Origin of the sequence: Oxobacter pfennigii (assembly GCF_001317355.1) — a bacterium.
GTDB classification, from domain to species: Bacteria; Bacillota; Clostridia; order Clostridiales; family Oxobacteraceae; genus Oxobacter; species Oxobacter pfennigii.
The window spans coordinates 39,507-57,497 of record NZ_LKET01000026.1; the positions used below are offsets into that span (position 1 = coordinate 39,507).

18 protein-coding genes are annotated in these 17,991 nt (G+C 41.5%); 4 read left to right on the forward strand and 14 right to left on the reverse strand.

All coding sequences use genetic code 11. The features are described from left to right. Nucleotides 1-155: 155 nt before the first annotated feature. The 7 genes from OXPF_RS05530 to OXPF_RS05560 form a co-directional block, all read right to left on the reverse strand. Nucleotides 156-1,379: a Zn-dependent hydrolase gene (locus OXPF_RS05530; protein ID WP_054874216.1), complete on the reverse strand. Its 1,224-nt coding sequence runs from the start codon at nucleotides 1,377-1,379 to the stop codon at nucleotides 156-158. A gap of 24 nt (nucleotides 1,380-1,403) precedes the next feature. Continuing rightward, nucleotides 1,404-2,909, reverse strand: coding sequence for an NAD-dependent dihydropyrimidine dehydrogenase subunit PreA (preA, locus tag OXPF_RS05535; protein WP_054874217.1), 1,506 nt, complete (start codon nucleotides 2,907-2,909; stop codon nucleotides 1,404-1,406). 20 nt (nucleotides 2,910-2,929) lie between these two features. Beyond that, a complete protein-coding gene (gene hydA, locus OXPF_RS05540; RefSeq protein ID WP_054874218.1) occupies nucleotides 2,930-4,297 on the reverse strand; it encodes a dihydropyrimidinase in 1,368 nt (455 codons plus the stop codon). 80 nt (nucleotides 4,298-4,377) lie between these two features. Next, nucleotides 4,378-5,445, reverse strand: a complete 1,068-nt coding sequence (locus OXPF_RS05545; RefSeq protein ID WP_054874219.1) for an ABC transporter substrate-binding protein — start codon at nucleotides 5,443-5,445, stop codon at nucleotides 4,378-4,380. Nucleotides 5,446-5,475: 30 nt separating this feature from the next. After that, complete coding sequence (locus OXPF_RS05550; protein WP_054874220.1) at nucleotides 5,476-6,243, reverse strand: ABC transporter permease; 768 nt, start codon at nucleotides 6,241-6,243, stop codon at nucleotides 5,476-5,478. Between the two features lie 61 nt (nucleotides 6,244-6,304). Continuing rightward, the gene (locus OXPF_RS05555; RefSeq protein ID WP_054874221.1) at nucleotides 6,305-7,081 is read right to left on the reverse strand and encodes an ABC transporter permease; all 777 of its coding nucleotides are present in this window, start codon (nucleotides 7,079-7,081) and stop codon (nucleotides 6,305-6,307) included. A 5-nt stretch (nucleotides 7,082-7,086) separates the two neighbouring features. Further along, the gene (locus OXPF_RS05560) at nucleotides 7,087-7,869 is read right to left on the reverse strand and encodes an ABC transporter ATP-binding protein (RefSeq protein ID WP_054874321.1); all 783 of its coding nucleotides are present in this window, start codon (nucleotides 7,867-7,869) and stop codon (nucleotides 7,087-7,089) included. A 502-nt stretch (nucleotides 7,870-8,371) separates the two neighbouring features. On the opposite strand from OXPF_RS05560, the gene OXPF_RS05565 reads away from it, so the two are divergent. Next, a complete protein-coding gene (locus OXPF_RS05565) occupies nucleotides 8,372-8,803 on the forward strand; it encodes a flavin reductase (RefSeq protein ID WP_054874222.1) in 432 nt (143 codons plus the stop codon). A gap of 175 nt (nucleotides 8,804-8,978) precedes the next feature. On the opposite strand, the gene OXPF_RS05570 is transcribed toward OXPF_RS05565, so the two are convergent. The 5 genes from OXPF_RS05570 to OXPF_RS05590 all read right to left on the reverse strand — a co-directional run bounded on the left by OXPF_RS05570 (nucleotide 8,979) and on the right by OXPF_RS05590 (nucleotide 12,439). After that, on the reverse strand, nucleotides 8,979-9,257 hold the full coding sequence (locus tag OXPF_RS05570) for a nitroreductase family protein (RefSeq protein WP_054874223.1): 279 nt from the start codon (nucleotides 9,255-9,257) through the stop codon (nucleotides 8,979-8,981). Between the two features lie 193 nt (nucleotides 9,258-9,450). After that, nucleotides 9,451-9,834 carry an aspartate 1-decarboxylase gene (gene panD / locus OXPF_RS05575; protein ID WP_054874224.1) on the reverse strand — a complete coding sequence of 128 codons (384 nt, stop codon included), beginning with the start codon at nucleotides 9,832-9,834 and terminating at the stop codon, nucleotides 9,451-9,453. Nucleotides 9,835-9,848: 14 nt separating this feature from the next. Then, nucleotides 9,849-10,712: a pantoate--beta-alanine ligase gene (gene panC / locus OXPF_RS05580; RefSeq protein ID WP_054874225.1), complete on the reverse strand. Its 864-nt coding sequence runs from the start codon at nucleotides 10,710-10,712 to the stop codon at nucleotides 9,849-9,851. Between the two features lie 19 nt (nucleotides 10,713-10,731). Then, a complete protein-coding gene (gene panB / locus OXPF_RS05585; RefSeq protein ID WP_054874226.1) occupies nucleotides 10,732-11,565 on the reverse strand; it encodes a 3-methyl-2-oxobutanoate hydroxymethyltransferase in 834 nt (277 codons plus the stop codon). Beyond that, nucleotides 11,558-12,439 carry a Rossmann-like and DUF2520 domain-containing protein gene (locus OXPF_RS05590; RefSeq protein WP_054874227.1) on the reverse strand — a complete coding sequence of 294 codons (882 nt, stop codon included), beginning with the start codon at nucleotides 12,437-12,439 and terminating at the stop codon, nucleotides 11,558-11,560. The genes panB and OXPF_RS05590 overlap by 8 nt, the downstream gene beginning before the upstream one ends. 1,539 nt (nucleotides 12,440-13,978) lie before the next feature. Between OXPF_RS05590 and msrA the strand changes: the two genes are divergently transcribed. After that, nucleotides 13,979-14,545 (forward strand): peptide-methionine (S)-S-oxide reductase MsrA, encoded by a 567-nt coding sequence (gene msrA / locus OXPF_RS23610; RefSeq protein ID WP_423230556.1) that lies wholly within the window; start codon nucleotides 13,979-13,981, stop codon nucleotides 14,543-14,545. Then, nucleotides 14,505-14,927 carry a peptide-methionine (R)-S-oxide reductase MsrB gene (msrB, locus tag OXPF_RS23615; RefSeq protein WP_423230557.1) on the forward strand — a complete coding sequence of 141 codons (423 nt, stop codon included), beginning with the start codon at nucleotides 14,505-14,507 and terminating at the stop codon, nucleotides 14,925-14,927. Before msrA ends, msrB begins: the two co-directional genes overlap by 41 nt. A gap of 163 nt (nucleotides 14,928-15,090) precedes the next feature. Here msrB and OXPF_RS23330 read toward each other — a convergent pair whose 3' ends face one another. Next, nucleotides 15,091-15,216 (reverse strand): hypothetical protein, encoded by a 126-nt coding sequence (locus OXPF_RS23330; protein ID WP_278308350.1) that lies wholly within the window; start codon nucleotides 15,214-15,216, stop codon nucleotides 15,091-15,093. A gap of 1,060 nt (nucleotides 15,217-16,276) precedes the next feature. Further along, on the reverse strand, nucleotides 16,277-17,083 hold the full coding sequence (locus OXPF_RS05600; RefSeq protein WP_054874228.1) for a class I SAM-dependent methyltransferase: 807 nt from the start codon (nucleotides 17,081-17,083) through the stop codon (nucleotides 16,277-16,279). A gap of 266 nt (nucleotides 17,084-17,349) precedes the next feature. Between OXPF_RS05600 and OXPF_RS05605 the strand changes: the two genes are divergently transcribed. Then, complete coding sequence (locus tag OXPF_RS05605) at nucleotides 17,350-17,970, forward strand: TetR/AcrR family transcriptional regulator (protein WP_054874229.1); 621 nt, start codon at nucleotides 17,350-17,352, stop codon at nucleotides 17,968-17,970. The last annotated feature ends 21 nt before the right edge of the window (nucleotides 17,971-17,991 follow it).

Sequence of the window (17,991 nt, forward strand, 5' to 3'; positions counted from 1 at the left end):
TTGCTGTTTTGATAATAAAAAACAGTTCCTCCTCTGATACAGCCATAACAAAAAGACTCTGCCAAAACAGGATATTTCCTTGTTTTGGCAGAGGTATGTAACCGTATATTTCATATAATATATTCAATTACCGGCAACCTATAATTAAATCTTTATTATATAGTTTTATCAATATCTAAAATTGTCTGCAATAATACGTTTACACCTTTTAAGCAATTATCAATAGGGGTAAATTCTTTTTCACAATGACTGTGCCCTCTTTCACTTGGGACAAATATCATTGTCGTCGGAATAATATCTGCCAGATATTGAGCATCATGACCCGGTCCGCTGTACATTTTTTTTGTTGTATATCCATACTCTTTTGCATTCTTTTCAATACAGCTGACAAGCTCAGGGTTGAATCTGACAGTTTTGCGTGACCAGGCTTCCTTATAGCTTGCTTCACATTTTTCAACAACTTCCGGAATAGCTTTGATAATGTCAAGAACCTGTTTTATCACCTCTGGATCCTGGTGTCTTGCATCCAACGTGAACTTAACTAAATCAGGAATAATGGTGTGAATATTTGGATGAGCTGAAATCTTTCCTGTAGTATAAACCAGCTTACTGTCCAGCTTATCAAGCTCATCATGAAGATATTGAATAGTCTTTACAGCTGAATACAGCGCATCTTTTCTGTATTTCATGGGTGTTGTTCCTGCATGGTCGGCCTGGCCTATAAATGTGAATTCATAATTTACCATGCCGCAAACACCTTCGACAACACCTATATCAATTTTTTCATTTTCCAATACCGGACCTTGTTCTATATGCAATTCCACTAAAGCCTTACATTTTTCAGCTGAGGTTCTGTTCTCCTCCGATCCCATATATCCGCTTGTTTCCAACGCTTCTTTAAATGTAATTCCCTCTGTATCCTTGGAGGCTAACATAACATCTTTATCAAATTTACCTGTTATTACACCTGAGGACATCATTGCAGGCTCAAAGCGTGCACCTTCCTCATTCGTCCATATAACAACAGTAATAGGGTGCCTGTGGGGTATTTTCTCCGTAATAATAGTTTCTGCCGCTTCCAAAGCCGTAAGCACCCCTAAAATACCGTCATAATTTCCTCCCTGCTTGACAGAATCAACATGGGATCCTGACATTATACAAGGCAGTTCCTCTTCTCCGGGAATTGTGGCATAAATATTAGCCATATCATCTATTTTTATATCCATACCAAGAGCTTGGCACCTTCTGCAAAACTCTTTTCTGGCATCTATTGCTGCAGGTGATAGCGATAATCTTGTGATCCCACCCTTTCCGGTATCTCCAAATTTACTGAAAGTTTTTATTTTATCTTCCAATCTTTCCTTATTGCAGGTTAACATATCAATTCCCCCCTTTACTTAATTTTACTGAGCTTTTTTAACTCTCTTTCTCGGCGATATGGCATCAATAGGGCATACTAAAGAACACAACAGACAACCGACGCAATTTTTGGCCTGCAAGACAGGCTTTTTCGAGCTTTCATCAACTTTTATTGCCTGATGGCCGCCATCATAGCAGGATAAAAAACATCTGCCGCAGCCAACGCATTTTTCTCTGTCAAACTTGGGATAACAAATACTGTCTCTTTCAAGCTTATCAGCGGGCAAAATATTATCCAATGCCTTTCCCACAATCTCAGAAATACTTCTATAACCCTCGGTGCTCAGATAGAATTTCATTCCTTCGATTAAATCATCAATTATTCTGTAGCCATACTGCATTATTGACGTGGTTACCTGTACATTTTCGCAGCCTAAAACCATAAATTCAGCTGCGTCCTTCCATGTTTCAATTCCGCCCATGCCGCTGATTGGGATATCCTTTAAATCCTCACACTTTTTCATATCATGAATGAATCTTAATGCTATCGGCTTTATGGCTTTTCCCGAATATCCCCCGACGCTGGTCTTTCCTTTGACATTTGGCTCCGATTCAAAGGTTTTAAGATTCACATTCATGATGCTTTTAATGGTATTAATAGCTGCAATACCTGTTGCACCGGCATTCATCGCAGCTTTTGCCTGCACTTCCATATTCCCTGTATTGGGAGTCATCTTTGCAAGTATTGGCAACCTGGTACCTTTTCTTGTGGCTTTTGTATAAGCAGTTACCAGATCGGGATTTTGTCCTACATCAGAACCCACCCCATCAATTGACATGTGAGGACAGGAAAAATTACACTCAATAATATCCGCTCCGGCTTCTGTCATAAGCTCAGCAAGTTTCATCCATTCTTCTTCATTTTGTCCCATGATTGATGCTATGATGATTTTACCTGGGTAGTCTTTTTTCAGCTGTTTTAAAAAGTTAATATTTTCTTCCAAGGTATGTTCTGAAATCTGTTCTATATTTTTAAAACCTACAAAAGGCAGGCTTTCTTTGCTCAGAGCAGCAAACCTCGGTGAAACCTCTTCAGGTACAAAGGTGCCGATAGTTTTAAAAGTAACTCCTGCCCATCCCATATCAAAAGCCTTTGCCACCATTTCATAATTGCTTCCCACTACAGAGGAAGAAAGGAAAAATGGATTTTCGCACTTAATTCCGCAAAACTCTATGGATAAATCAACCTCTGATTCTTTTATTTTTTGTTCAGCTGACATTGCTTTCATTATTCTGTCAATTGGTACTGCTTGATTAATATTGCTTTTCAGGCATGATTTTTCGCAAGGCTTTGCGTCACAATTTTCACAAGGCAGGAGATGGGGCAGCTTATTGACTGCTCCAGCCTTGTTTTCAAATCTCAGGGAACGAATGATGGTATCAACCTTAATTTCATGAGGACATGCCTTTGTACAAGGTGCATCATGACATAGTAAACAAGCCGCTGCATCTTCTTTAGTCGAAATTTCTTTATATAATAAACTGCTCATATTCACGCCTCCTGACTGTTCTATTTGCGTCTTTCCCTTTTGACAAATTGCCCAAGTCCCGGTTTTCCTACAAAATCTCCGTTATCGTATACTAAATTCCCCCGAACAAAAGTTTTTATCGGATATCCATGTAGGGTTTTTCCTTCCCATATGGTGTGATCATAATCTGAATGCATGTTATCAACTGAGATCGTAAAATCCTTGTTGGGATCATAAATCACAATATCCGCATCCTTTCCCACAGTTAATGATCCCTTCTGTGTACATCCAAATATTTTTGCAGGGTTGGAGGAGCATAACTCTACTGCACGGTTAAAGCTGATTTTTCCTTCATTTGCTGCTGAAAGCATATAAGGGTACAGGTTCTCGATTCCGGCACAGCCATTTGGAATCTTCGTAAAGTCCTCCTTGCCCCAGTCTTTTTCATAGCTCTGAAAAGGGCAGTGGTCTGTGGCAACGGTGTCGATGGTTCCCACCTTAATGGCCTTCCAGAGCGCATCCTGGCTCTCCTGGCCTTTAATAGGCGGCGAACACACGAAATTTCTTCCGTCTTCTCTCTTATAAACATCGCTGGTAAACTCAAGATATTGGGGGCAGGTTTCAATGAGGATATCATGACCATCCATCTTTGCTGCAACAGCAGCTTCCAACCCTTCTTTATCTGCCATATGGACTATATAAAGGGGTGCGTTGATGGATTTTGCAAGATGAACCGCCCTCTTATCCGCCTCCGCCTCCACATATTCCGGCCTGCTCAAATAATGGTACCAGGCTGAAGTCTTTCCCTCTTTCAAGAATTGCTCTATATTTAAATCGATTAAATCCGGATTTTCAGCATGAAGATTGGTTATGGCACCGACTTCCTTTGCCTTTAGCATTATCTTCACCAGAGTGGCATCATCAACCATCATTCTTTCTTTTTTATACACCAAAAAGCATTTGAAGCTGGTAATTCCGTTATCCACCGCTGCTTCAAATTCATCAAGGATAGTCCCGTCGTTTAAATCAGTTATGATGCAGTGGAAGGCATAATCAACACAGGCTTCAGGGTCACACATTCCTTTTCTTTCTTCAACAGTTTCCAGTATCCCCTTTCCTTTTCTTTGCATCGGATAATCGAAAACCGTTGTAACACCGCCGCAGGCCGCAGCTCTTGTCCCTGAGAGATAACTGTCCGCAGAGATAGTTCCGCCAAAAGGCATGGCTAAATGAGTATGGGCATCTATCGCACCGGGCAGCACCAGCATGCCTTTGGCATCCACTACCTCGGCTCCAATTTCCGGAAATCCACTCCCGATTGCAGCTATTTTCCCATCTTTAACAGCAATATCTGCCATATAGGATTCTGTACTTGTAACAATAGTCCCGTTCTTTATTATCAAATCCATACCAATTCTCCTCTCATATTATTTCTTTGTTTAAATTAAGATTCAGATGAAGTTGCCCCCATCTGAATCAAGTCTTAATATTATTTTGTCGCTTCATTCCAGTAGGCTGGATTGAATGTTGTTTCATCAACTACCGGAGTGCTGGTCAAATCCTTATTATAAAGTTTTAAGAAGTCTGCTGTCTGTTTAACGGCAGCCATGTCAATTTGTCCGATTTTTGATGCATCAAATCCATCCGGAGTTACAAGCTTTGCAACTTCTTTAGCCATATAAACCTGATGGTCTTTTGATACTGATTTATCCACATTATACACAAGCTCTCCTGCCGCTTCCGGATCTTTGCATGCCTCTGCCCATCCCTTTATGGAAGCTCTTAAGAAACCCACCAATACATCTTTATTTTGGGCTGCCCAATCGGCGTTTACAAAGAGACAGTCCTCAAGCATGGCAACATCTTCGTCATTCATATCTATTACAACCAAATCCTCTTCCTTAATGCCGCTCTCCAGCACCAGGCCGAACTCATTGTAAGTCATAGCAGAAGCTGCATGAACAGTATCTCCTATTAACTGATCCATTGTATAATCCTGCTGAACAAGCTCAAGATCCTTGTCCTTATCTAAGGTATACTTCTCCAATAATGCAAGCACTTCATATTCATTGCCGCCAAACCAGTTGGCAACCTTTTTGCCCTTCAAATCTGCAGGGCTGGCAATACCTGAGGATTTTTTTGCAGTCAAAAGCAAACCGGATTTCTGGAATATCTGGGCGACATTCACAAGCTCATAGCCCTGAGTCTGATAGGTTATTAAGCTTGATACCCAGGTAACACCGATATCAGCTGCTCCATTGTACACATTCTGTTCAGGAATGATATCACTTCCACCAGGAAGAATTTCAACATCAAGGCCTTCAGCTTCAAAATATCCTTTATCCTTTGCCACATAATAACCCATAAACTGTGACTGCGGAAGCCATTTTAATTGAAGCCTTACCTTTTTAAGCTCTGCACTTTTAGTCGGTTCTGCTGTGGGCGCGGCCGTAGGTGCTGCTGTAGGTGTACCTCCCTGCTGTGAACCGCCGCAGCCTGCCAGAGTTGATACAATCATCAGCAGACTTAATAATAAAACTGCTATTTTCTTTTTCATTTTAGCTCCCCCTTTTTATTTTTATATAATTTATCTTTGTGAAGCATGCCATTTTATAACCCTGCGTTCTATCATCATGACTATCAGATAGAGGATAATTCCCACAACTGCCGCCACCACTATGTAGGACCAGCCCTTTGCCATGATGCCCTTTCTTAAATTGTCCTTGATTCCGAACCCAATTCCTGATGTAGATGCCGAAAAATATTCACTTATCATAGCCGCCATAACTGCCGCAGCCACGTTGATTTTCAGTGCCGTAAACACACTGGGAAGGCAATTGGGTAAACGGAGCTTTAAGAAAATAACTCTCCCTGATGCCGCATAAGACTCCAGCAAGTCCTTTGCAAAGGGCCTTAAATCGTTCAGTCCCCGGTATGCATTAATTGACATGGCAGCCAAGCATACGACAGTTACTACTCCTACCTTTTGTGAAAAACCGTCAGTAAACCATCGATTCATAATAGGAGATAATGCAACAATGGGAATTGCATTGACGGCTGCTATTATACTAAGAACCGAATAACCCCATTTAGGGAACATAGTAGCTATGACAGCAATCAAAAATCCGATTGCACATCCAAGGATAAGTCCCGTTAATGCAGCTGAGACTGTAATAACTGTATCAAACATAGTTTTTGCAAAATTGTCACGCAAAGTAATAACAATTTGCGATGGCACCGGCAGCTGAAAAGGCTTAAACCCTAAAGCAGCATGAATAAATCCTAATTGCCATATGGCGATAATTAATATCCCAAAGCACAGCGGCAGCAACACATTTTTAACTTTTTCCGTCATATACTTCCCTCCCGTACTCCTAATGCTGTATATGATGTTTATCAATTGTTCTGTCTGCTTATTAATTTGCTTCTTGTCTTCTCCAAGGTATTGCTATTTTTTCAAATAAAACGACGATGAAGTAGCTTATAATACCCATTAGCGCGCTGGTTACCACTGAAGCCCAGAATACATCCTTTGTACCCGAATATAAGGAATACAGAAGCTTCACTCCGATACCGCCTTTTGAGCCAAGCATATCAACCAGAATTGACGCGGTAATTGACATTGGTGCTGCAATTTTTAATCCCGCAAACAAATATGGCAAACTAAAGGGAACCATCAGTTTATAGTAAATACTTCTTTTCTTAGCGGCATAGGAATATAGAAGTTCCTTTTTGTCCATATCAACACTATTAAGTCCGCTGAGCATGTTAATGGCGACAGGGAAAAATGTTATATAAGCCGCAATAACTATTCTTGATGCGTCCATATCTTTTACCAGAGTAAAAATAATTGGAGCCAATCCCAGGACAGGTATCATCTGAGAAACTATTAAATAAGGCAATGCTATCTTCTCTGCTACTTTTGATAAACTCATGATAATGGCTAGTCCGAACCCTACCAGTGCACCGATGGTAAATCCCATAACGGCTCTTGAAAATGTAAGTCCTGACGCAGTCATCAAGTCCGTAAAATTCTGTGTTATGGATAGGATAATACTGTGGGGATAAGGAAGCTTGGCTTCAGCTAAGGGATCATTTAAAACCTTGTCCAAAATAAAGGCTCCAAATTCCCAGAATAGAAAAATACAAGCGGTCCATACCAGATTAACTTTATATTTTTCCTTCTTGTCCATACTCTTCACACTCCCTCAAAGCTGTTGCGGATCTTTGTAATATAATCGTAAAATTTTTGTGTCTGCTTTGATTCCATGTTTCTTGGCCTGGGTATATCAATATCGATTACTGCGGATACACGCCCGGGATGGGGTGAAAGCACAACTACTCTGTCTGATAAAAAGACGGCTTCTGAAATATTATGGGTTACAAAAACCACAGTCTTTTCTGTCTTTGTCCATATATCAAGAAGGTCTATATGCAGCTTTTCACGGGTAAATTCATCCAGTGCAGAAAAGGGTTCATCCATGAGAAGGATTTCAGGATCGATGGCCAATGCCCTTGCAATACCCACCCTTTGCTGCATGCCTCCGCTTAACTCATAAGGATAATGCTTTCCGAAATTTAAAAGTCCGACTAATTCCAGCATTTTGGTAACCTGTGCCGTACGGTCCGCTTTCTCCATTCCCATAATTTCCATTGGCATGCATACATTTCTTCTGACAGTTCTCCAATCATACAAAACCGGATTCTGAAAAACAATCCCATATTTTTTTTGAAGCCTGACTTCTCTTGGAGTTTGTCCACTAACTGATATTCTTCCCTCCGTGGGTTGCAACAGATCGGCTATAAGTCTTAATAAGGTCGTTTTTCCGCAGCCTGAAGGTCCTAATAGTGAAATAAACTCTCCCTGCCTTATATCCAGATTAACATTTTTAAGTGCTGTTACCGGTTTTCCGCCGTTTTTATCCTGGTAGACCATGCTTAAGTTTTCAATTTTAATTTCTGTTTCTTTTTTCTGCTGCATTGAAATAACACTTCCTGCATAATCACCTTCCAGTTCACTTAACATACTCACTATTATTTACCTCCTTTAACCAGTAATTGTATAAATTATAGTGACTTTATCATATACTAAAGCTCAACACCTAAATAAAAAAAAGTCATATATCTACCTCCCTTTATATGATTAATAAAACATTTACTAATTTGTAATTATAACCAGACTGCATCCCCAAAAAAATTATTAATCGCTCCATTTGGATGCGATTCATTGAAATTAATAGATATACACTAACACACCGATAAAAAAAATTATATGTCCACTGTGGACAATAATAGCGCTTATAATTTATACACTTTGGACATACCATTTTTTTGTGAGTATCCTTAGCTGCTGATACTTAAAGATACACTCAAACTTTAATATTTATTTCTTATGATAAATTGATATAATAAGTTCAAAGAACCGCTTGATTTGAAGTAGGTATACTAACAGAAAATTTATTTTTAAAAGGAGTATTATTGAAATGGAACTTAATGCTTTCAGCTGTGGAGCTAATGCAGTTTGCTTCATCAAAAACGGGAAAAAATACGGTATGATATGCGCATGGGCAATGCAGGCAGACTATGATAAGATTCTGATGTTATTAGGCGTTCAAAGTGTAACCGGTAGAAACATTTGTAAAGGTGATATTATCGGAGTCAGTGCATTGAATGAAAATCAGAAGGATGTAGTGGAGTCTTTAGGTCTTGGCCATTCTGATGAAACCGATAAGTTTGTTAACATCAAATATACAATAAATGATTCTGCCATATTGATAGATGATGCAAGCAATTGCATGGTTGTAGAAGTGCTGGATGTATTGCATCTTCAGGGGATTGAAGAAGATAATTTACTCTATGGTCTTGTAAAATCATTTACAAGCAACGATTCTAAAAAGTTTGCTTTATCTGATTAGAAATATATAAAAACGGCAGTAACTATCCAGCCTGAAAGAACTCCCCAAAATCTTTCCATTCAAGAGAGTTTTTTCAGGCTGCCTTTGTTACAGCACCTTTAATTGGCAAATATCTGGCCTCCTATATAATACCTACAGGCGCTGCATAGATAACATATTCCTCATGGCCATCCAGTTACAGCAACCGGTCTGCCTTGGCCTGGTCGAAGGCGGCTACTGCACAGGTACCGCAGCCGATGGCATGACTGCTTAGGTACAAATTCTGTACTACATGTCCCACATCTATCAGCATTACTTTATGTGCATCGGTGCCGTATCTCCACTCGCTTCTATATGGAACCGCACTATAGAAAATACATTGAATCGTCTGCATGAAAAATGTAGTCACGAAATCCATCCGCATCAATGCGTTTGTACCCTGACGGTCAATTATTTCATCAAAATTATATTTCATCCAATCACTCTTACATTAAAGAATATTAAAAATTGCGGGAAGGATTTACTCCTCCCCTCAATTGTTTGCACCACCGAGTAGATTTTCACATCGGGTCTGCGCTCCACATGGCTTCAAGCCTACAAACACATCATTTGTGCTAAACTTAACGCTCAACTCCCGAAAACGAAGCTACTCATAATGTGCTCACATCCTATTCCATGGTGCCGTGGACCTCTTCATGTTTGATTCGGACGATTCTATTTTTCTCGTCTAGGACCAGCACGTTCGGCTGAAAGGTTTTTGCTTCCTCAGCATCCATCAGGGCATACGCGATGATGATGACCTTATCGCCGATCTGGACGAGCCTTGCGGCGGCGCCGTTGATGCAGATGACGCCGCTGCCGGCTTCGCCCTTGATCGTATATGTTTCAAAACGTTCGCCGTTATTCAGATTGACGATCTGTACTCTTTCCCCCGGCAGAATACCGGATTGTTCAAGCAGCTCAGTGTCTATCGTCACGCTGCCGACATAGCTTAGGTCCGCATGGGTCACGGTCGCCCGGTGCAGCTTACTTTTAAACATACTTAGAAGCATCTTTCTCACCTCGATTAAATCGACAGCACCCTGTTGTCGATCAGTCTTGTTTTCCCGAATTTCACAGCCACGGCAGCCAGGGCTGTCTTCCCCGGCTCAATGGCTGTGATATCGTCAAGCGTTTCTCCATCGAGAATCTTGACATAGTCGATGACCGCAAGATCCCGGCTGTGTATATGGCTTTCTATGATTTCAGTCAATCTCGTGACACTGCGACAATCAACAGCCCCGGACGCGAGATACTCCGCTGCTTTTTGAAGGCCTACATTAAGGCAGGTCGCCTGTTTCCGTTCCTCCGGATTCAAATAAACATTTCTCGAGCTCATGGCAAGGCCGTCCATCTCCCTGACGATCGGGCAGACAATCACCTCAACCGGAATGTGGAGGTCCCGGACCATCTTCTTGATGATCAGTGCCTGCTGGGCATCCTTCTGTCCGAAATATGCGTTATCCGGCCGCACGATGTTGAACAGGATGCTGACGATCGTCGTAACGCCTTCAAAATGCGTTGGCCTAGAGGCTCCGCAGAGCTTTTTTGTGATGTTCCCTGTCACTTCGATCACTGTAGAGGAGCCGGGTACGTAGATCTCGCCGACCTCGGGATTGAAAACCACATCGGCGCCGGCCTCCCGCGCAAGCTTATAATCGCGACCGATATCCCGCGGATAGCTCTCAAAATCCTCGCCGGGCGCAAATTGCGTCGGATTGACGAAGACGCTGGCGACGACCAGGCCGTTCTGTGATTTCGCTGCCTTAATCAGGGAGCAGTGGCCTTCATGCAGATAGCCCATTGTCGGAACAAAACCCAGCGTTTTGTTCCGACGGTCCACGCTTCTGCACCATGCTTCCAGCTCGGCTGCAGTTTTGATCATACTCATTTTTTCACCTGCTTATGGCTTAGTATAATTTTTCCAAAACGTCATCACTGATCGTAAAGGAATGCTGTTTTTCCGGGAACTGCTGAGACCTGACTTCACTGACATAAGTGCTGACAGCTTCAGCCATCTTCCCTCTCAGATTGGCATACTGCTTGACGAATTTCGGCGTGAAGTCGGAGTAGAGCCCCAGCATATCGTGAACCACCAGGATCTGCCCGTCGCAGTATTTTCCCGCGCCTATGCCGATGGTCGGGATTCCGATCTTTTCACTGATCAGTTTGGCAAGCATCTCCGGAACGGCCTCGAGAACAACTGCAAAAGCTCCCGCATCCTCCAGGGCCAGAGCGTCTTCAACGAGCGCCTTAGCGGCGCTCTCTTCCTTCCCCTGTACCTTAAAGCCACCGAAAATATTGACCGACTGCGGCGTCAAGCCAATATGCCCCATAACGGGTATCTGTGCCCTGACGATCGCCTTGACCATTGCGGCCATGGATGTGCCGCCTTCAAGTTTAACGGCATTAGCCTTGCCCTCCTGGATAAACCGCCCCGCATTGCGTACGGCTTCGTCCGGATTAATGTGATAAGTAAGAAAAGGCATATCGCCCACAAGCATGGCGTTTTTTACGCCTCTGGCCACGCATCTGCAGTGATAGAGCATTTCGTCAAGGGTCACTTCAAGGGTAGAATCTTTTCCCTGAATCGGCATTGCCAGAGAATCGCCAACAAGTATGGCATCAATACCGCTTTCATCTAAGATTTGCGCCATTGAATAGTCATAAGCCGTCAGCATCGTGATTTTTCTGTTGTTTTTCTTCGCGTCTATAAATGCTTGCGTTGTGAATTTATCAGACATGAGTCTTTTCCTCCAAAATTCGTTGAAATTTTTTAGTTTGTTCGGGCGTCAGCCTTTTGCCATCCAGCATCAGGGCCGTTTTGAGCGCCAGAGATTTATAGAAGTCCAGTTCCAAGGGCAGCCGGGCTTCGAGGGCTTGCAGATGCGCGCCGACGGTATTAAAGTCGCCGCGGACGATAGGCCCAGTCAGGGCGTCAATCGTGCCTTTTTCTCGGATATTGGATAATGTCGCGTCAATAAGCGGCTCGATTGCCCGAAATACGTCTTCCCTTCCCATTCCGGACGCCTCAAAGCACTGGATACCGCTCTCCACGAGCGTCACCAGAAAGTTTGAAATAACGCAGGCACCCGCGTGATACAGAGGCTTATTTTCAGCCTCTATCAGGCTGTAATTCCCGCCTGTCTTAGCCAGTATTGTTTTGACAGCCTGAACGGCCTTTTCCGTCCCTTCGATCGTGAACCACGCTTGGGAAAGGCGGGCCGCACTAGGCACCGGCTCGCTGAAGCTCTGCAGCGGGTGCATGCTTCCCACCGCGCAGCCGGCCTTTTTGATACTGTCAAGGCAAAAAGACGGATGCGCCCCGCTGACGTGAATCCAGGTTATAGCAGGCTTAATGGCATACTCTTGAATTATAGCCGCGGCTTTACGGTCGATTTCTGCTAAAGCTTGATCAGGCACAGTGATAAAAATGATGTCGCTTGAATCAGCTAAAGCTTTGAGTGTCGTAAACTCACGAGATGCAGTGAGTATTGCCGCATCCTGCGCAGACTTTGCCGTCCTGCTGTAATAACCCAAAACATTTAGATCATGGCTTTTAAAGTAAAGCCCGAGAGACTTTCCAACCCTTCCTGCGCCGATGAATCCAATTTTCAAAAGCATCACCTCACGTTAAGTGTGCAGCTCTTCGATTCATACAAGCTTTCGGACGATTGAGGCTCCCGGGTATTTGTCAAATAACCAAAAAATAGAAAAATGTCCCTTCCACCTGTGCGGCTGTTCCATAAGCAGAGCAAGCCCCCTTTGACAGACGAAAAAGACATCGATGCAGATTCAAAATAAAATGTACCTATCTCTGTCACAAAGGATCAAAGCAGATTTTAAAACTTTGCCGGAAAAGCCCTCAATTTGCGTGCAGCTCATAGAGATACCGCCGCTTATACAGTTCGTAAAGATACTGCCGAAAAAATTGTAACTTATGTTCAAAGAAAATGCAACAAGATATTTCGTTTAATTGATGGAATTTTAAGCAAAGACATTTTCCTACCGGTCCGCACCGTTTGCGAGCGCCGCAAACAGTATACAGGATGGGAATCCCGTACTGCGATAGCTGCCATAATGATTCATCTTAAGACAGGATTTACTATGAGAACAAAAGCATCAGAATTTAGAGTTCCAATACCTTGGCTTTCATCTATTAAATTCGTGCGGAGGTCAATCTTCAAAATACATATCAGATATATGTGAAATAGAATGAATCAGCATAGTAAAATATTCACTTATTGTTTTCTCCATAAGTCCCTCCACCTTCACAGAAAATATAGATTTTCTACCTCATGACATCTTTTACTATCTAAAATTTTGGTATAGGCGAGGTGAGTTGAACCCCTGTCCGAAAGTCAGAAAACCCGAGTTTCTCCGAGCACAATCAGTGAATTAACATTCCCTCCGTCAGTCTCCCATTGACAGAATACTGACTTCAGTAGCTTCATAAATTCCGTTCTTTACTCAAAGCTTTGTAAAGCGCGATGCCCCGCTGATCGACCTAATCCCCGGCCGTGGGACTCCAAGGTTGAACGAGCTGCCTAAATCAGACTGCTAATGCTAAATTATCATTAACGTTTATTGTTTGTCCCCAGCTTCCAAAATTAAAGAACTCTCTGAAATCTTTTTATTCCGGAGAGTTCTTTAAAGCTGGTTTTATACAGGCCTGTCCTTCTATATAATCCCCACAGGTGCTGCGTAGATAACATATTCCTCATTTCCATCCAGTTGTAAAAACCGATCTGCCTTTTCCTGATCAAAGGCGGCTATGGCACATGTACCACAGCCTTCTGTTTTGAAAAAGATAGCAACTTATCAAGCAAATCCGCACCTCTCACATCATCTAAAACTCAATCAATTATCCTGCTCATATATCCACCGCCTGATAATAGTAACTGTTATCCAAGAATTGCTTATTTTGCAGCCAAATTACTGTAAACGCACATCGCTTCACAATATATAGCTTAGCTCCTTTTACAGCCTACTTTGGCAGGCTCATTTATACCGCCGCCCCCCCCCCCGCTTAACTTCTCAGAAGTTGACCTGCATTATAATACGTAATATTATTTGAATAACAGATAGCATTCAAGGTTAAATTATATAGTGAGTTTTGAAGCGAATGCGCATATAAAAAACAAAAAGAGGTGTACTATGTCGGAAATTTATCTTGCAGGAGGCTGCTTTTGGGGTACTGAAAAATATATTTCTTTGATCCGGGGCGTTCAATCAACACAGGTTGGCTATGCAAACGGGATGACTAAAAATCCTACTTATGAGGAGGTTTGCAATCTGAACACCGGGCATGCTGAAACGGTGCGTGTGGTTTATGATCCCAGAATAATTCCTCTTGAATTCTTGTTAGAGTTATATTATGAAACCATTGATCCTGTTTCTGTCAACCGTCAAGGCGGTGATTCCGGGATGCAGTATAGGACCGGTATCTACTATGTCAATGACGAGGATCGTCAGGTGATTGAAAATTCCATTGCAAAATTGCAAAAGCGATACGATAAACCTGTTGCAATAGAAATAGGGCCGCTTCGCAATTTCAGCCAAGCGGAGGAATATCATCAAAAATATCTGGATAAGAATCCGGGCGGTTATTGCCATATTCCAAAGGCTCAATTTGAGAAGGCCGCAAGGTCATTTGTAAATTCTGCAGATTATAAGGTGCCGAATGCTGACGAGCCACAAAACACTGACCATGATGCAGTATGAGGTTACACAAAACAACGCCACCGAGCCGCCGTTTCAAAATGAATTCTGGAATACCTTTGAGCCCGGCATTTACGTGGATATCACAACTGGTGAACCGCTTTTTGCTTCAAGTGACAAATTTGAATCCGGTTGCGGCTGGCCCAGCTTTTCAAAACCAATTGTTCCCAATGTGATTAGTGAAAAGACGGATACTTCTCACGGAATGTCGAGAACCGAGGTGAGAAGCCGTGTAGGAAACGCCCATTTAGGACACGTGTTTGACGATGGGCCTAAGGAAACGGGCAGTTTACGTTACTGTATTAATAGTGCATCCCTACGGTTCATTCGGAAAGAAGAAATGGAACGTGAAGGCTATGGTTATCTATTGGAACTGATAAACTAAATTGACATCGTTATTATGTCGCGTTTATATAATCTTAGTCTTTCATCAGTCATCGCAGTTATCAAGTGTTTTAATAAACTTACAGGCAAGTTTCAGGTAATAAAGGATGGGAACAATGAATCCACCGTCGCATACTTTTAGAGCCGTATCACATTTTTCTATACTATATAACGCCTTCCTTTTTAAGCTCCTTTATTGCATGTTTTACAGCTAATTTCACAACATAATACAGAATAATAATTGGCATTGCATAGAGAATTAAAGTTCCTCCAGTAATTCTCGAAAGCATAGACTACACATCCCCTTTTTTAATTTTACATATATGGATATTATATCATACCTTATTTTTTTACTGCATTTACAATAGAGACATAAAAATTATTATTATATAATGACAACCATGATTTCAGCTTTATTATCGTTCCCTCTATAAAGAACAATATCGTGAAACCAGCATTATACTGCTCTGCATTTAGTATATTCTTTCTCATAATGATTTCAAATTCCCATTTCCTTGGTATGGTAGCCCTCTATAAGACAGCATAAATATCACAGTTTTAGCTATAAAGCAAATTGCCTCATCCTCCGCTTTAGCTTCTCTTCCATAACGGGTAGTATAAGCTTGACCCGAATATGAATTAATCTATCTGCCTTTTCGAATTTTATAATCAGTACACAAATTGGAATTATCAGTTTTTTATTTATGCTCATAATTACACCGATAAAATGAAACAGCACCATCTACCATGGTTGATGGTGCTGTTATAATTCCTGTAGAGTGGCAACAGCTATCGTGTAGTTATGGAAAGAATTCTCTGCTGAAGCAGCTATTCGGCTTGAATCAGCGTTGGAATGCGGAAGCATAGAAGCAATAAAAAAAACTGGTTATAAGCGGACTTGGTATAACACTTCTTCCACGGGTAGTCGTAGAGGAAGAAATATAACAAGGACAATTGATAGATCTTAAATGGCCAGGACCTGATTTTCAAATAAAACCCAAGTAGTATATCACAACAACAAATGGTCCACACGGGCATTAAAGGCCATGATGGAGCCAGTTCATGAAAAGTGTCTATACTATAAAATAATGATAAAGGAATACAGTGCTAGGTGTTAATAACAACTCAGCAATATCTCAAAAACAATGGAGAACAACTCAGGCGATCAATACTGGATGATAAATTTCATATCAATCCTGTCAGAATAGTGGAAATACTAAAGGAATATGGGAAACAAACAGAAAAACTTCTTATCGAAATTTGTCTATTCAAAAATCAGGCGAATATAGATGCCATGGACTTAGTGCTGATTATAAGTTGGGGACTACATACAATGAGTACTTATCATTTTTATACTCCAACATTTATGACAAAAACCCTGTGTGCCTCCCTTGAACTTTTAAAAAAACCTGCAAGCTTAAATATCAAGCGATAGTTTTCGGGCAGTATTTCAATCACGTTTTTATCAGTCAAATAGAGCGTTTTCAAATGCTTCGCTCCCTCAGTATAACCCTCAATTTCCTTAGGATCATCAACACCCCATTTTATCGTTGCACCTGTTTTTTTCAATGACGGATGATGCTTCGAACTTTTTGCAGTTAACTTGGAATATGCATCGAAAATTATTGTATAGCACCTGAACTTCGATTTCAGAGCGGTGAAAAGTGTTTTTATCTCTTTTTCAGAAAGATACATGAGCAATCCCTCTGCAATAACAAGTATCTCATTTTCGATTGCTCCTATGCCATCCAGCCATCTGAGGTCTGTGACAGAGGAGGCAATGTATTTATAGCTATCTGTTTCACCATACAATTGCTTTTTTATATCAATAACCGCCGGGAAATCCAAATCATACCACATTCCAACAGGAAGTCCTAACCGCATAAATCGTGCATCAAGTCCGCAACCGAGATGCAAAACCAAGCAGCTTGGATTTTCTCCGATGAAGCCCTTGGAGAAATCGTCAATAATTGCTGCGCGTATTGCAAGCATGACCTGTGTTTTATTCTGGATTTTCAGCCTAGAGTAATCGTAATCAAGCTTGCCTATCGCCGCTTCGGCATATAAATCTTTAAAAACTCCCGCTTTGCTCATCTTAGCTTTGCCGTACAGCGGGATTATCAAAGTTTCCATTTCGTTTTTCAACTGTATTTTCATATGGCTATCTCCCAATATCAATAATCTTACCCTGCAAAATGTTTTCCATTGATTGTAAAATATAAGTCGAATATGAGTCCTCTGCTCTGATATTCAATGCCGATCCTTTTGCAGCCATCACATGCGGAACTTCTCTTCGAATAATGAACCAATATATATATTAAGTTCATTATAATTTTTTTCTGTCTGCCAGTCAATATGAATTGTACTTACAATTTACGCCGGTTCATATTCATGGTATACTGAACCAGAGGGCAGGTGTATATATGAACGGATACGAGAAAAGGACCCAGGAAAAGCGTGATACCATTGTAAAAGTGGCTCAAGAGCTGTTCGCAGAAAAGGGTATTGCGGCGGTTAGTATCACTGATATCGCGGCAAAAGCGAATGTGTCCCGTGTTACTCTGTTCAAATATTTTGGGGATAAAGAAACATTGGCGAAAGAGGCAATGTTTTTATGGATTGAGCTGCTCATGAAAGAATATGAAGACATACTTTCAAGTTCTAAGCCCTTCCATCAAAAGCTGCTTGGACTTCTGAGCACAAGGCTTGCCGGGAGTGAAAGGATAGGAGAGCGTTTTATCCATTCGACGGCATGGGATGACCCGGAATTTCTCAGACTTATCAATGAAATGACTGCCACTCACGCTCTTCCGATAATCATACAGCTTATTGAAGAAGGGAAAAGCTCGGGCAATATTGATTCCTTACTCAACAATGAAGCGATTCTCGCCTATTTTTCAGCCTTCGGCTCTATTGTCAAAAATCCTGAGTACATCAAAAAAGGAAGAGAGTTTCAAATCAGCATGTTCAACCTATTTATGGGCGGATTGATAAAAAACTGGCATCAAAAAATGGATACCGTCTATCATACTTCAAATACTTAGCATCTGAATCCAGTATATTAT